17 protein-coding genes are annotated in these 14,362 nt (G+C 71.6%); 13 read left to right on the top strand and 4 right to left on the bottom strand.

Annotated elements, in window-relative coordinates; genetic code table 11:
- Positions 1 to 16 precede the first annotated feature (16 nt).
- The gene (locus PP1_RS17850) at positions 17 to 688 is read right to left on the bottom strand and encodes a hypothetical protein (RefSeq protein WP_010225346.1); all 672 of its coding nucleotides are present in this window, start codon (positions 686 to 688) and stop codon (positions 17 to 19) included.
- A gap of 207 nt (positions 689 to 895) precedes the next feature.
- On the opposite strand from PP1_RS17850, the gene PP1_RS17845 reads away from it, so the two are divergent.
- Positions 896 to 1,270, top strand: coding sequence for an ATP-binding protein (locus tag PP1_RS17845; protein ID WP_010225347.1), 375 nt, complete (start codon positions 896 to 898; stop codon positions 1,268 to 1,270).
- Between the two features lie 22 nt (positions 1,271 to 1,292).
- Here the strand turns inward: PP1_RS17845 and PP1_RS17840 are convergent, their stop codons facing one another.
- On the bottom strand, positions 1,293 to 1,682 hold the full coding sequence (locus PP1_RS17840) for an ATP-binding protein (protein WP_010225349.1): 390 nt from the start codon (positions 1,680 to 1,682) through the stop codon (positions 1,293 to 1,295).
- Positions 1,683 to 1,909: 227 nt separating this feature from the next.
- Here PP1_RS17840 and PP1_RS17835 point away from each other — a divergent pair, with 227 nt between their 5' ends.
- The gene (locus PP1_RS17835) at positions 1,910 to 2,956 is read left to right on the top strand and encodes an alcohol dehydrogenase catalytic domain-containing protein (protein ID WP_010225351.1); all 1,047 of its coding nucleotides are present in this window, start codon (positions 1,910 to 1,912) and stop codon (positions 2,954 to 2,956) included.
- A 46-nt stretch (positions 2,957 to 3,002) separates the two neighbouring features.
- Here the strand turns inward: PP1_RS17835 and PP1_RS17830 are convergent, their stop codons facing one another.
- Positions 3,003 to 3,710, bottom strand: a complete 708-nt coding sequence (locus PP1_RS17830) for a DsbA family protein (protein WP_010225353.1) — start codon at positions 3,708 to 3,710, stop codon at positions 3,003 to 3,005.
- A 74-nt stretch (positions 3,711 to 3,784) separates the two neighbouring features.
- Entirely contained in the window at positions 3,785 to 4,162 is a 378-nt protein-coding gene (locus tag PP1_RS17825; RefSeq protein ID WP_139323993.1) for a hypothetical protein, read from the bottom strand.
- 112 nt (positions 4,163 to 4,274) lie between these two features.
- Between PP1_RS17825 and PP1_RS17820 the strand changes: the two genes are divergently transcribed.
- The 11 genes from PP1_RS17820 to PP1_RS17770 all read left to right on the top strand — a co-directional run bounded on the left by PP1_RS17820 (position 4,275) and on the right by PP1_RS17770 (position 14,181).
- A complete protein-coding gene (locus PP1_RS17820; RefSeq protein WP_010225357.1) occupies positions 4,275 to 4,670 on the top strand; it encodes an ArsR/SmtB family transcription factor in 396 nt (131 codons plus the stop codon).
- Positions 4,663 to 6,693: a heavy metal translocating P-type ATPase gene (locus PP1_RS17815; protein ID WP_010225359.1), complete on the top strand. Its 2,031-nt coding sequence runs from the start codon at positions 4,663 to 4,665 to the stop codon at positions 6,691 to 6,693. The genes PP1_RS17820 and PP1_RS17815 overlap by 8 nt, the downstream gene beginning before the upstream one ends.
- Before the next feature lie 84 nt (positions 6,694 to 6,777).
- Positions 6,778 to 7,833 carry a substrate-binding domain-containing protein gene (locus tag PP1_RS17810; RefSeq protein WP_050802215.1) on the top strand — a complete coding sequence of 352 codons (1,056 nt, stop codon included), beginning with the start codon at positions 6,778 to 6,780 and terminating at the stop codon, positions 7,831 to 7,833.
- A gap of 392 nt (positions 7,834 to 8,225) precedes the next feature.
- Complete coding sequence (locus PP1_RS17805) at positions 8,226 to 8,432, top strand: hypothetical protein (protein WP_010225363.1); 207 nt, start codon at positions 8,226 to 8,228, stop codon at positions 8,430 to 8,432.
- 12 nt (positions 8,433 to 8,444) lie between these two features.
- Positions 8,445 to 9,605 carry a hypothetical protein gene (locus PP1_RS17800; RefSeq protein ID WP_010225365.1) on the top strand — a complete coding sequence of 387 codons (1,161 nt, stop codon included), beginning with the start codon at positions 8,445 to 8,447 and terminating at the stop codon, positions 9,603 to 9,605.
- 104 nt (positions 9,606 to 9,709) lie between these two features.
- Positions 9,710 to 9,895 (top strand): hypothetical protein, encoded by a 186-nt coding sequence (locus PP1_RS17795; RefSeq protein WP_010225368.1) that lies wholly within the window; start codon positions 9,710 to 9,712, stop codon positions 9,893 to 9,895.
- A gap of 193 nt (positions 9,896 to 10,088) precedes the next feature.
- Positions 10,089 to 10,529, top strand: coding sequence for a hypothetical protein (locus tag PP1_RS17790; RefSeq protein ID WP_010225370.1), 441 nt, complete (start codon positions 10,089 to 10,091; stop codon positions 10,527 to 10,529).
- Between the two features lie 68 nt (positions 10,530 to 10,597).
- The gene (locus PP1_RS17785; RefSeq protein WP_010225372.1) at positions 10,598 to 10,870 is read left to right on the top strand and encodes a hypothetical protein; all 273 of its coding nucleotides are present in this window, start codon (positions 10,598 to 10,600) and stop codon (positions 10,868 to 10,870) included.
- 318 nt (positions 10,871 to 11,188) lie between these two features.
- On the top strand, positions 11,189 to 11,377 hold the full coding sequence (locus tag PP1_RS17780; protein ID WP_010225374.1) for a helix-turn-helix domain-containing protein: 189 nt from the start codon (positions 11,189 to 11,191) through the stop codon (positions 11,375 to 11,377).
- A 274-nt stretch (positions 11,378 to 11,651) separates the two neighbouring features.
- On the top strand, positions 11,652 to 11,972 hold the full coding sequence (locus PP1_RS17775; RefSeq protein WP_010225376.1) for a hypothetical protein: 321 nt from the start codon (positions 11,652 to 11,654) through the stop codon (positions 11,970 to 11,972).
- A gap of 136 nt (positions 11,973 to 12,108) precedes the next feature.
- On the top strand, positions 12,109 to 14,181 hold the full coding sequence (locus PP1_RS17770) for a bifunctional DNA primase/polymerase (protein WP_075314836.1): 2,073 nt from the start codon (positions 12,109 to 12,111) through the stop codon (positions 14,179 to 14,181).
- Positions 14,182 to 14,362 lie beyond the last annotated feature (181 nt).

Genomic DNA, 14,362 nt, shown 5'->3' with positions numbered 1-14,362 from the left:
CGTCGCGGAGCCGTCATCAGAAGTTCGTCCACAGGGTCTCGACATCGAGCACCCGGTTCCGGCGCAGGGTGAGCGTCCGCTCCACCGCGGCGAGCGCACCCGCGAGGAGGAGCCCGGTGTTGAGCCAGTACGGGAGGTGCACCGGCGAGGTGAAGGTCCCCACGAGTTCGGCGACCCGGTCGATGCCGGTCACCAGCTCCAGCGCCTGGGGAACGGCGAGGACGAGGTTGACGACGAGGACGGCGATCGCCACCCGCCCGATACCCCGGCTGAGCCGCGGGTTGCGGTGGTGCAGGTGGCCGCGCAGGTGCTCGAGGGTGCCGGGCACCGGCGCGAGCCGCTGTTCCGTCCCGTCGTGGCCGACGAAGTGGACGCGTCCCATCCCGTAGAGCGAGACCTCGACCTCGACGACCCCGCCGTGGACGGGGAACGACGCCGGCGACTCGGCCTCCGCCGCGCGCCGGCCGTCCACATAGAGCACCGGGGACCCGTCGCCCTCGCCGGCGTCGACCTCGACGGTGTACCGGACCGTGCCGCCGTACGGGCCGGGCCGGGCGATCTCGTACAGCATCCGGTGCAGCACGTCGCGCCGACGGACCGGACGCAGTCCCTCCCCGCGCGCGGGGCCGGTGCCCCAGCCCTCGCCGGCCGGGTGCGGCGGACGGTCGTACGGCTCGAACGCGGTCATCGCGCCTCCCGGGTGCGGCTCGCAGGGTCGGTCACGTTCCAGGAAAGACCGTGCCGTCGCGGCACGGTCAAGCCCTTCACCACGAGGACCGGTCCTCCCCGCTCCGCGCTGCCGATCGGTGACGGGGCGGGGAGACTGGTCCCGTCGGCGCACGACGAACGGACGGGCGGCATCGTCCTGCGCCCGAGCCGACGGAAGAGGAGCGACGTGGCCGAACCGGGCGCCTCGGCGGCCTCGCTCCGCAGGCAGGGGTGCGAGGTCACCGAGCTGCCCGCCGTCCGGCGCTGGCTGCGCCGGCGGCTCCCGGACCGCGGGCGTGCGACCGACGCCGAGCTCGTCGTCACCGAGCTGGTCGCGAACGCGGCCGACCACGGCGGCGGCGCCAGCGGTCTGCGCATCACCGTGTCCGAACAGGACGGTGTCCACATCGAGGTCGACGACGGCGACCCGTCGGCGATGCTCACCGTCGGGCACTCCCGGCTGGGCGGTTACCGCGGCAAGGGCCTCGCCATCATCGACGCCGTCGCCTCCTGGGGCGTCGTCCGGACCCGGACGGGGAAGACCGTCTGGGCCGAACTCTGAGCGCCGTCACCGCGGACGGCGCTCAGGCGGCGAGGCGGGCCCAGACCGTCTTGCCGTCGGGGTGCGACGCACAGCCCCAGCTCTCCGACAGGCCGTCGACCAGCTGCAGTCCCCGTCCGCGAGGTGCGGTGGTGTCCACCGCGCGGATCACCGGGGCCCCGGCGGACCGGTCCCGGACGGCGACGGACAGGACGTGCCCGATCAGTTCCACGACCAGGTCACAGCGCGTACGGGCGTGGTCGACGACGTTCGCGACGAGCTCCTCGACGACGACCAGCGCGTCGTCGACGACGTCGGGGCCGAGGTCCCATCGGGACAGCGCCCCGCGCAGCTCGCGGCGCACCCGGCAGGTGCTCTCCTCGGACGGCACGCACACCCTCCGGCGCAGCCGCTGTTCCACGCTCCGGGTCATCCCCGCACCCCCTCCGACGACCTCGGAACCCGGGTTCCCCACCGCCGCGACACGGAAACGCCGGGGCGGTACCCACAGGCGGACGTGCCGGCCGGGTCCGATCCGCCGATCGACGGGTCGCCGGGCCGGGCCCGCGGAGCGGTACCGGTGACCGTCGCGTCCCGGGACCCTCGGGTGGGCCGACGCGGTCGGCCGTCACGCGAGCCTGCGAACAACGGAGTGAGCAGATGAAGGCACTCGTCTACCACGGTCCCGGCAAGAAGTCCTGGGAGGACGTCCCGGACCCGACCGTCCAGGACCCCACCGACGTCGTCGTGAAGGTCGACACCACCACGATCTGCGGGACCGACCTGCACATCCTGCAGGGCGACGTCCCGGCCGTCACCGACGGTCGCGTCCTCGGCCACGAGGCCGTCGGGACCGTCACCGCGGTCGGCGACGCGGTCTCCGGCTTCGCGGTCGGCGACCGCGTCCTCGTCCCCGCGATCACCCAGTGCGGACGCTGCGAGTACTGCCGGCGCAGCATGCCCTCGCACTGCCGGACCGTCGGCGGCATCGGCTGGATCTTCGGCCATCTCATCGACGGCACCCAGGCCGAGTACGTCCGCGTCCCCTTCGCCGACACCTCCCTGCACGCCGTGCCGGAGGGTGTCACCGACGAGCAGGCGATCTTCCTCGCCGACTCGCTCCCGACCGGCTACGAGGTCGGCGTGCTCGCGGGCCGGGTCCGGCCCGGGCACACCGTCGCGGTCGTCGGCGCCGGCGCGGTGGGGCTGTCGGCGGTCCTGACCACCGGCCTGTGGGGCGCGTCGAAGGTCATCGCCGTCGACTCGGACAAGTTCCGGCTGGAGAAGGCGCTCGAGTTCGGCGCGACCGACGCCGTCGACGTCGGCCCGGGGACCGTCGGCGACGTCACCGCGCTGACCGACGGGCTCGGCGTCGACGTCGCGATCGAGGCCGTCGGCTACCCGGAGACCCTGCTGACCGCGGCGTCGCTCGTCCGTCCCGGCGGGACGATCGCCAACATCGGCGTGCACGGCGCCCCGGTCGAGCTGCCGATGCAGGACATGTGGATCTCGAACGTCACCCTCACCATGGGCCTGGTCGACACCGTGTCGATCCCGACGCTCCTGACGATGGTGGCGAGCGGCCGGATCCCGGCCGAGAAGATGGGGACGCACTCGTTCACGTTCGACCGGATGGACGAGGCGTACGACGTGTTCGCGAACGCGGCCGCCCACCAGGCGCTCAAGGTCGTGATCACGCCGGGCTGAGCCGGCCGGGCCCGGCCGCGGCAGCGACGCGGCCGGGCCCGCACCGTCAGCCGGCCAGTGCCTCGTCGAGCGCCGCCCGGAGGTCGTCGAGCGACCGCGGTTCGAGAATCCGGCCGTTCACGAAGAACGTCGGCGTGCCGCGGACGCCGAGGGCGAGCCCGTCCCGGCGGTCGGCCTCGACCCGCTCCGCGGTGGCCGGGTCGGTGTAGTCGGCGTCGTAGCGGCCCATGTCCAGGCCGATCCGCTCGGCGTAGCCGCGGAACCGGTCGTCCATCGGCACCTGCTGCTCGCCCCACTCGGTCTGCGTCTCGAACATGAGCGCGTACATCGCCTCGTGCCTGCCCTGTCGGGCCGCGGCCTCCGCGGCCCGGGCGGCGCGCTCGGCGTTGGCGTGACTCGGCACCGGGAAGTACCGGAGGACGACGTCGACCCGGTCGCCGTACTCGGCGCGCAGCTGCTCGACCGCCGGGTACGCGGCGCGGCAGGCCTCGCACTCGAAGTCGAGGAACTCGACGAGATCGACGGTGGAGCCGGGCGCGGTCGACAGCCGGAGGCTGTCCTCCCGGGTGGCGACGGCGGCCGCCTCGGCCTCGGCCTCGGCCTCGGTGCCGGCCGAGCTGCCGCGGGTCACGGCGAGCAGGACGCCGACCGCGACGACGAAGACGGCGACGAGGACCAGGGAGAACCTCAGGTTGGACGGCCCGCCGGGCCTCGGCGCGGCAGGGGTGGATCGGGTGCGGATGATCGGAGACACGGAATGCCCTTTCGGGGCTCGGCGGCGCGCGGGCCGCGGACGATCGGACGACACGGACGGGACGCTCGGTCCGGTCAGTTCCGATCGACGCAGAGCACCGTCACGGGTTCGCGCACCGCGAGGAGCTCGACCGGCCCGGACGGCCGGACGGGCACCACGGGGGGTTCCGCACGCGCGGGGGCGGGGCACAGCGGCAGCACGGCCGCCGGCGCCCGCGGGGTGTCGAGGGCCCGGACCGTGGAGTCGTCGGTGCCGTGGTCACCGGTCGGGCCGTGCTGGCAGGGATGGTCCTCCGTGCACCCGGCGTGCCCGGCCGGGTGTTGCTCCACGACCGCCACCGGGACCGCACCGGTCCCGTGACAGGCCACGAGCGGGCCGAGCACGACGTGGGCGAACAGGGCCGGCAGGACGACGACGAGGGCCGGTCCGGGGCGGTACGTGGGTCGCCGCACGGTGCCCGTCACCCTCCCGCGGTCGCGTCCTGTGCGGGCCGACCCTGGCGACCGCCGCTCCACCACCGCGGCATGCCTGTAGAAACATCCGTACGAGTATTAGTATGTCCGCGTGACCGAGGACGACACCTGCGAGCTCCTGTGCCTGGACCTGCCGCACGCCGAGCGGATCCGGACCGCGCTGCCCGGGCTCGCCGCGCTCGAACCCGTCGCCGGGCTGGCCCGCGGGCTCGGTGACCCGACCCGGCTCCGTGTGGCGCGGGCCCTGCTGGCCGGCGACGAGCTCTGTGTGTGCGACACCGCGTGGATCGTCGGGTCCTCGCAGGCCCTGGTCTCGCACCACCTGCGTCGGCTCCGCACGGCCGGGATCGTCACCTCCCGCAAGGACGGCCGGATGGTCATGTACCGGCTCACCGGCCGCGGCCGGGCCCTGCTGTCGGTCCTGTTCGACGCCGACACCGACACCGACACGGGCACCGGGCTGCCGTCCGGAGCGGGCCGTGGCTGACGCGTGCTGCGACCCCGGGCCGGACGACGAGGCGCCCGCCCACCTCCGGGACGTCCGGGAGCTGCGACCGGCCGCGGTGGCGGCGGCGCTGCTCGTCGTCGCGCTGCTCGTGGGCCCGGTCCTCGACGGCCCGGCGCCCCTGGTCACCGGCATCGAGCTCCTCGCCGCCGTGGTCGCGGCGTCGACGTTCGTCCCCGGCGCGCTGCGCGCCCTGCGCCACGGCCGGATCGGCGTCGGCACCCTGATGACGATCGCGGCGGTCGGCGCCGTCCTCCTCGGCCGGATCACCGAGGCCGCGCTGCTCGGGGTCCTGTTCTCGATCGCCGAGGGCCTCGAGCACCACGCCGTGGCGAAGACCCGGCGCGGGCTGCGCGCGCTGCTCGCACTCGTCCCACCGACCGCGTCCGTGCTGCGGGACGGGCGCGAGGTCACCGTCGCGCCCGGCGACCTCGTCGTCGGCGACGTCCTGGTCCTGCGCCCTGGCGAGCGGGCCGCGACCGACGGCGTCGTCCGGGCCGGGCGCACCAGCCTCGACACCTCGGCCGTCACCGGCGAGTCCGTGCCGGTCGAGGCCGGGCCCGGCGACGTCCTGCACGCCGGGACGATCAACGGCGGCGGCGCGGTCGAGGTCGACGTGACCGCGCCGGCGTCGGACAGCTCGCTGGCCCGGATCGTGCACGTCGTCGAGGAGGCACAGGAGCGCCGCGGCTCCGGCCAGCGCCTCGCCGACCGGATCGCCCGGCCCCTCGTGCCGGGCGTCATGGTGCTCGCCGCCCTGGTCGCTGCGGCCGGTGCACTGCTGGGGGACCCGGCGCTGTGGATCGAGCGGGCGCTGGTGGTGCTCGTCGCCGCGTCGCCGTGCGCGCTGGCGATCTCGGTGCCGATGACCGTCGTCGCCGCGATCGGCGCCGCCGGCAGGCAGGGCGCACTGGTCAAGGGCGGCGCCGCGCTGGAGGAGCTCGGCCGGATCCGCGCGATCGCCCTCGACAAGACCGGCACGCTGACCCGGAACGAGCCCGAGGTCGTCGACGTCCTCGCCGTGCCCGGCGGGTACCGCGCCGACGTGCTCGCCTGCGCCGCCGCGCTGGAGTCCCGCAGCGAGCACCCGCTGGCCCGCGCGATCCTCGGCGCCGCGGGCGGACCGGACCGGCCGGTCACCGTGCGCCCCGCCGACGACGTCACCGCCGTCGCCGGTCACGGGCTCACCGGCACCCGGGACGGGATCGCGCTGCGGCTCGGCAGGCCCGGCTGGATCGGACCGGGCCCGCTGGCCGACGACGTCGACCGCCTGGAGGGCGAGGGCGCCACCGTCGTGCTGGTGGAACGCGGCGGGACGCTGCTCGGCGCCGTCGCGGTCCGCGACGAGCTCCGCGACGAGGCGCCCGAGGCCGTCCGCCGGCTCCGTGACCTCGGCATCGAGGTCGCGATGCTCACCGGGGACAACCGGCGCACCGCGGACGCCCTCGCCCGGCGGGCCGGTATCGGCACCGTGCACGCCGAGCTGCGGCCGGAGGACAAGGCGGCCCTCCTGCCGGTGCTCGCGGACGGGCGGCGCATCGCGATGGTCGGCGACGGCGTCAACGACGCCCCGGCACTCGCCACCGCGGACGTCGGCATCGCGATGGGCGCGATGGGGACCGACGTCGCGATCGAGACCGCCGACGTCGCGCTCATGGGGGAGGACCTGCGCCACCTCCCGCAGAACCTCGCGCACGCCCGGCGTGCCCGCCGGATCATGCTGCAGAACGTCGGCCTCTCGTTGCTGATCATCGGCGTGCTCGTGCCGCTCGCGGCCGTCGGCGTGCTCGGCCTGGCCGCCGTCGTCGTCGTGCACGAGGCCGCCGAGGTCCTGGTGATCCTCAACGCCGTCCGGGCCGCCCGGACGACCGCGCTGCCCGGTCTCACCGTGACGCCGCGTGTCGACGGCCCGCACCACGTCACGGTCGCGCCGGGGCCCGGCCCGGCCGACCCCTGCTGCTCCCCGGAGCCGGGGTCCCGCCGTGGGGGACCGGCCCGGCGGTGACCGTGCGGGCGGGAATGCCCGCCGGCAGGAGCGGGTTGATGTGACCGTGCGCACGTCGAACCGACACGCGGTCCGGGACGCACCGTGAACCGCGACAGCCTCCGAGTGGCCGTCGTGGTCCCGCTGCGGGGACCGTCGGCGATCTACGGACCGTCGTGCGTCCTGTGTGCCCGGCTGGCCGCCGAGGAGCTGAACGCCGGACGCGGCGTGCTCGGCCGGCAGGTGGAGCTCCGCATCGTCGACGGCGGCGGCCCGCCGCGGCACGTGGCGGCCGAGATCGACCGCCTCGTCGTGGCAGGCGAGGTGGACGCGGTGGTCGGCTGGCACCTCTCGGTGGTCCGGCAGCACCTCACCCGGGCGACGGAGGGGCGCGTGCCCTACGTCTACACCGCCCTCTACGAGGGCGGCGAGACGACGCCCGGGGTGTTCGCCATCGGTGAGACACCCGCGATCCAGCTCCTGCCCGCCCTCGACTGGATGGCCGGCGAGATCGACGTCCGCCGCTGGTTCGTCGTCGGCGACGACTACGTGTGGCCCCGCCGGTCGACCGCCCTCGTCCGGCGGTTCCTCGAACATCGCCGCGACCTCGGCGTCGACGGTGAGCGGTTCGTCGCGCTGGGGACCTCGGACTACGAGGAGGTCCTGCGGGAGATCGAGAGCAGCGGCTGCGACGGGGTGCTGCTCTTCCTGGTCGGGGACGACGCCGTCCACTTCCACCGGCAGTTCGCCGCACGTGGCCTCGAGGACCAGTGCGCCCGCTTCTCCACGCTCATGGACGAGTCGATGCTCCGGGCGATCGGCCCGGCCGCCACCCGGGACGTCTTCGTCTCCGCCGGCTACTTCGAGGCCCTCCCCACCGCCGAGAGCCTCCGGTTCGGCGCGCGCTACGTCGGCCGCTTCGGCCCGGAGGCGCCGGCCCCGGGTGCGCCCGGCGAGTCCTGCTACGAGGGCGTGCGGATGCTGGCCGCGCTGGTCGAGGAGACCGGCACCTGCGACGTCGGCGCACTCTGCGCGACCGCGGAGGCCTTCACTTACCACGGCCCGCGGGGAACCGTGGCGGTCGAGCGGTCGCGCGCCCGGCAACGCATCTACCTGGCGACGACCGACGGCACCGACTACGACGTCCTCACCGCCCTCTGATCCCGGCGGGCGTGCACCCGGCATGCGAAAGCCCCCGGTAGCGGCGCTACCAGGGGCTTCGTGGAGCCGCCTGCGGGAATCGAACCCGCGACCTACGCATTACGAGTGCTTTTCCGAGGTCCGCGCCCACGCCCCGGCTACCTGCGATAACGGGCCCCTGCGACTGGAGTTCACGCAGGTCAGAGGCCGATTCTGCCGGCACGGGCGTACACCGCGTGTAGCCCCGTAGACGCCCGCGTACCCCCGTGGCAGGGGTACGTGAGGGGTACGTGGCCCGACCTGGAAATCCAAGCCGGTGCAGGTATCCGAAGTAATTCGTTGAACTAGCGTCTGCGCATTCTCCGCGCGTAGCGTTCTATTCGCTGGAACCGTACCTAAGAACGGAGAAGCGAATGGAGCGCAAGCTCAACATTCGACAGGCGTCGGAATACACCGGACTCCCGACAGGGCAGATTGCCTACGCCGCGCGGTGTAACCCGCCCCGGCTGGTCGGCTACAAGACCAGTGAGTTCGGGCCGTGGTTCTTCACCAAGGCTGACCTGGACGTCTGGGTGGAGTCCATGCGGAACGCGAACGCGCCGGTCACGGCCGGCAGCTGAAGGAGAATGCAGATGCACACCATTCACAAGCCGCTCGGCTACACCGTCACCGGCGAGCCCTTTTGGACGCTGCGGGGCGCGGAACAGGGCTACAACACCGCCGGTGACATCGTCACCCAGACCATCGACGGCCAGCCGCTCAACTCCATCTGGGGCGAGTTCCAGCAGACGCTAGGCGTGCTGAACGAGAGCCGCGACGCGGTGACGGCGCTGCTGGCGTTCGGTACTACTGCCTCGGCGGAGGCCGTCGCCCAGACCATCGGCGAGGACGACTTCGAGCTCGCGTCGGAGTTCGGCGAGCCGACGAGCCTGCGCAACACCTCCGAGACGCTGATGATGGGGTACCCGTACCAGGACTGGGACAAGGCAACCCGGTTCACGTGGCGTTTCCTCCGGGACGCCACCCGGGAGCAGGTGGAGTCGGTGCACGCGCAGGCGCTCTACGCCGACAACAAGCTCACCACCACCGCCATCCTGAAGCGCGTGCTCAACCCGACGCCGGGGCTCAACGACGACGGCCGCACGGTCTACGGCCTGTGGAACGGCGACAGCATCGCTCCGCCGCGCCACCTGTTCACGGAGTTCCAGCCGGGCCACAACCACTACATGGTCAGCGGCGCGGCCACCGTCGACGGCAAGGACCTCGACGACCTGTACCGCAACGTCGCCGAGCACGGCTACCTGGACGTGCCGGGGACCCGGGCGATCCTGCTGGCCAACCCGGCCGATGTCGAACACATCGCCCGTATCCGCGTCACCGACGCCTCGGCGCCCGCCTACGACTTCATCCCCAGCGAGGGGTCGGCGCCGTACCTGGCCGACCAGGAGATCATCGGCTCCATCGCCCCGGCCAACTACAACGGCCTGGAGATCGCCGGGTCGTACGGGAACACGTGGGTAGCGCCGACGGGCTTCATGCCGCCGGGGTACCTGGTGCTGGTGGCGACGGGCGGGCCGGGCTCCACGCGCAACCCCGTCGGCTTCCGCGAGCACAGCAACGTCGCCGCGCGCGGGCTGCGGCTGATCGCCGGTGCGCAGCAGGCCTACCCGCTGATCGACTCGTTCTACACGCGCGGGTTCGGCGTGGGCGTTCGGCACCGGGGCGCGGCTGCGGTCATGGAGATCCGCGACTCGTCCGAGACGCCCGGCCCGTACCAGGCGCCGGTGCTGTGACGGGGGTGCGCCGCTACCGCCGCGACAGCCGGGGGCGGTTCGCGCGGACGGCGAGTTCGTCCGCGCGGCGTAGCGGCCCACAGCGGAAGCCGAGGTCGACCGCCGTGCCCGTCGCCACCATCCGCCGCACCAACCCCCGCAAGGTCCTGCCCGGCCCACCGGCCTCCGGCAAGGTGCACCTGGGGTTGCGGTCGGTGGAGGTGTCCGCCGAGAAGCGGCTCCCGGTAGCGGGCGGGCGGGTCCAGCTCACCGCTCAGGCCGGGCTGAAGGCCGAGCTCATCACCCGGTAGCTCCACCACAACTACAGGGCCCAGGCGTCAAAGTCGCTACTTGTCGCGACCAAGGCTGGCCATCAGGCGCGCCGCCCCTTTCTGCGTGCTGCCAGACCTGCGCCGATGCCCTGCCCCCGAGACCCCGCCTCCCTCCCCGAAGCCCACTCGGAGAGGGAGGCGGGGCTCCCCGCCAACCGAGAGGACCCGAGCCGTGAACCCCAACCATGACCAGTACCTCGCCGCCGTAGCGCACGCCCGGCGCATCGTCGAGCGGCACCGTGCGGCGGGCTGGGCCGCCTACCTGCCCGACATGCAGCCCGCGCCCGGGGCCGTGATCGCGTGGATGCGCGACCACGCGGCGTCGTTCCGCGACGAGACGCTCGCCCGCTGCGGGCACATCACCAGCCTCAGCGCCCCGGCGTTCGTGATCGGGCGGGAGCCCAACGTACTGCTGTGCGGGGCCTGCCTTCAGGTCAAGACCGACGAGCTGGCGGCCGGGTTCGCCTCAGCCGTGGACGGCGCTGACTGTGACCTGTGCGGGGTCCGCGCCTCCGAGCTGAACATGTGCGCCTTCAACTCCGGCGCTGTGGTGTTCCGCGGATTCGCCTGCGACCCGTGCCTGGCGCCGAATCCGTTCGTGAGGACTGCCTAACAACGTAAGCGGCCCGGCCGGAACTTGGAGGGGTACCGACCGGGCCAGACCGCCCAAGGAGAACGATCATGAGTAACGCTACCCGGGCCAGCGCCTCCGAGCTGGCCGAGCTGATTTCTTCGCGCACGCCCGTCCGCGTGCACTGGAAGCACCACGACGCGATGCCCCTGACGGGCGTCGTGACCGGCTACGGCCGCGCGGGGTTCGCCCTACGCCTCACCGGCAGCGCACACCAACGCAGCCTGTCCAGCCCGGTCCTCGACGTCGCGCGGGCGAGCGGTGAGGTCACGGTGATGTGGTCGTCGGTGCGGCGTATGTGCCCGCGCCCGGCCGGAAAGTAGCCCATTATCAAACGGGCACAATTCCAGTCAAGAACAGCTCCCCCGGAATATCTCACGCATTCACCCCGGTAGCGCCGGTGAACGCCCGTGGCGTATAGTTACGCCGGTAACCGAATAGGCCGACGGTGGCCGTTAACAACCGTTCCGGTTTGAGGGCCTGGCATCCTCCCGGGCTTGGGGAGCTTTACCGCTGCAATTGGCGACGGTAGACCCAAGCAAATCAACCACCCAGGCATCTACCGATGACGTGTGTCGTCGGGAGGTGACCTGGGTTTTTCTATGCCTTCCTCCCGATGACCAAACCGGGAGGGCCACAACATGAGCCGCAAGCTCACCATCGAGGAAGCCGCCGAGTACACCGGCTACAAGGAACGCGTCATGCGGGACGCCATCAAGCGCCAGGACCTCAGTGCCGAACGCCCCGGCGGGTTCGAGCGGGGCCGCCTGTACTTCGACCCGGCCGAGCTCGACCGCTGGCTGACCTCGATCAAGGTCGGCTCCGAGTGAGTAGCCGCGTCGCGCTGCGCGACCTCGTACCCGTGCGCCGGGCCGATCTCGCTGCGGCAGCTCGGCAGGCGCACAACGGGTGGGCGCGCGGAGGGGTCCTCGGGCGGCTACGGCGCGTGGGCCGGGTGGACGGGTTCGGCGTGGGAGGCCGGGACGGGGGTCCGGGCTGATGCGTGAAGTGGAGACGGCGCGGTGTCCGTGCTGCCAGCCGTATCTCGCGCCGGAGATAGCGCACAACGGATGGAGCAGGTCCACCCGGCCGGAGGGCAACCCCGTGTTGGCGCTGACGCGGCTACGCGGGCCGCTGACGGCCGACGAGCTCGCGGGCGGGTGGCTCCGGAACACGTACCGGCTGCGGCTACCTACCGGGCACGTGTGCGTAGCGGAACCGCACGCCGCGTGGCAGAGAGCCGACACCCTGCACGAGGAACTCGATTCTCTGGCGGAGTTCGGCTGGTCCTACGTGATCTCCGAGGAGCAGGCTCTGCATTGGACTCGCGACACCGTCAGCGTGCAGCTCTACCCCAAGGGCGTGCGCCCGGTGGACCTCAAGAAGTTCTGGCGCACCGCAATCCGCCAGGACTCCAGAAAATAAGCGCGCACGCATGCTGACATCTTAAAGTCAATAGGTCCTTCACCGCGAGGTCCCGCCCCGGGTTATGCCACCCCAGGGCGGGCCTCCGCTCCCTACGAAAGGCCAGCCATGCCTCATCAGAAAGCGTACTGCCCCCATGCCTGAATCCGCTACAGAACTACGAATCCCCCGCCTCAAGGAAAACTGCACTCCACGCGGAGCGGCTCTCGCCTACGCCAAGGCGGGGTGGTATGTAATCCCGCTGCGGCGGGGAACCAAGCACCCAGGATCGATCCTCGGAGACGACTGGCCGGAGCTTTCTACCCGTGACCGCGACGATATCAAAAAATGGTGGCCGCAGGGCACCGATCGCGGAATCGCGCTGCACGTCGGCAAGTCCGGTGCCTTCGCAATCGACATCGACCGCCCGGAGCACCTGCCCGAGTGGCTGTCCGAGGAGTTCGAGGGCGCGTCGTATCACTGGACCTCCCGCGAGCGGAACCGCCGTCACGTGCTGTTCCTGATGCCCAAGGGCCGGACGCTCGGCAACGGCATGGGCGCCTTGCGCAACCAACACTGGGGCGAGGTCCGCGGCAAGAATGGCGTTATCGCCGTATACCCCAGTGTGCACCCAGACGAGATTGCACCGGACAAGGCCAAGGACCCGGACGATCCCGGTCTGTACAGATGGGGCGCGATCGCCCCGCTGTTTCCGCTACCGGAATCCGTCGCCTCGATGCTCAACGATGCGTCGGCTGAGGTGACAGCGCTCGAAAGCGACGCCGAACTCGACGCCTTCCTCGACTCCCATAAGGGCAATGCCGAGCCGTACGGGCTCAAGGGGGCCAAGGCGGTGTTTGAGAACCGGGACAAACTCCAGCGTCACCCGTCGATGGTGGATGCGCTGTGCATGGCGTTCCGCGAAGCCATCATCGGCCGCTTCCCCGCTCGGCAGGCCCACGACGAGCTCCGAGCGCTGTGGGTGTCGGCGTTCGAGGACCAGGAGGGCCGCCGGCCAGATGACAATGAGTTCCTCGACATGGCCAAGTACTGCGCGGCGGCGGCGCAGCAGGCTGACCCGGCGGAGACCCGCGCCAAAGTTGACCGGGACAAGCCAGACGACGAACGCGCCGATATCGACAAGGAGAAGCACCGCCTTCTTATCCGGCATCGGGCCAAGGAGGAGTTCCAGGCCGAGCTCGCTGCCCTGCACTTCTACGCGCTGCCGCGCGAGACCCTCGCTCAGGCTTTCGAGCGACCCCGCGATAAGACCCCTCACCGTATCGAGGGGCTGCACAAGGTCGGCTACAACTCGACCGTCTCAGGCCGCTACAAGACCGGAAAGACCCACATCAACGCCAACAAACTCCGAGCCTTGGCCGACAATGTTCCGTTCCTGGATCGATTCGATATTTTGCCGCCCGACGGTCGAATCGGAGTTCTTAACTATGAGCTCGACGAGGCCGACTTCTTCGATTGGTTGTCGTACGTCGGGATCGCCAAGACGGATCGTGTCGCTCCGCTGAACCTGCGGGGTCGCCGCTTCAGCCTTGCGAGCCCGCGCAACGTTGACGAACTCGTCAAATGGTGCCGCGAGATGGAAGTTGAGGTGCTCGATCTCGACCCCCACCGGCGCGCGTTCTCGGGCTTCGGCAAGGAGAACGACAATGACGACGTCAACCGCTTCACCGAGACGCTGGATGAGGTCAAGACCGCCGCCGGGGTTCGGGACCTATTCCTGTACGTCCACATGGGCCGCGAGCAGCACGAGCAAGGCACGGAGCACGCGCGCGGCGCCACGGCCCTCGACGACTGGGCAGACCAGCGCTGGCTCCTGACCAAGGTCGCCACCGGGGACCGGTTCCTTTACGCCGAGGGGCGCCTACCTGACGTGCCCGAGTTCCAGGTGCAGATGGACCCGGCGACGCGGCGCCTGTTCGCCGCTGACGGCAACCGGAAGGCGTCCCGTAACGCCACCCTCACTTCCGACGCTCAAGCCGCCATCGCCAAGGCGCCGGGGTGCAACACCACCGAGCTGATCGAGGCCATGAAGCTCGGGAAGAGCAAGGACGGCGGAGCCGCCGAGTTGCGGTCTCTTCTCGACGCTCAAGCCGGCCATCTCTGGCGAAAGGTCGTGCGGCGGAACGGTGGCGCCAAGCGCTGGTTTCCTATGTCCACCTCGCAGCCCGAAGCAGAAGCGGCCGTCAACGCCTCCGGGGGCCTGACGTGAGCCGTTCGGCCCGCGTTCGGCCCGCGATCTTGGTCCGATTTCATGAATGCCCAGGTAGATGGGGTGGACGTTCGGCCCCGGGTCGTTCGGCCCCGACTTTTCAAGATCGCAGGCCGAACGATCTACCTGCGGAAAGGTGTTCGACCCGTTCGGCCTGCGTCCAGCCCCCCGCAGGTCAGCG

It is taken from the genome of Pseudonocardia sp. P1 (assembly GCF_000178675.2).
GTDB lineage: Bacteria > Actinomycetota > Actinomycetes > Mycobacteriales > Pseudonocardiaceae > Pseudonocardia.
This window is presented reverse-complemented; position numbering and strand designations above follow the sequence as displayed.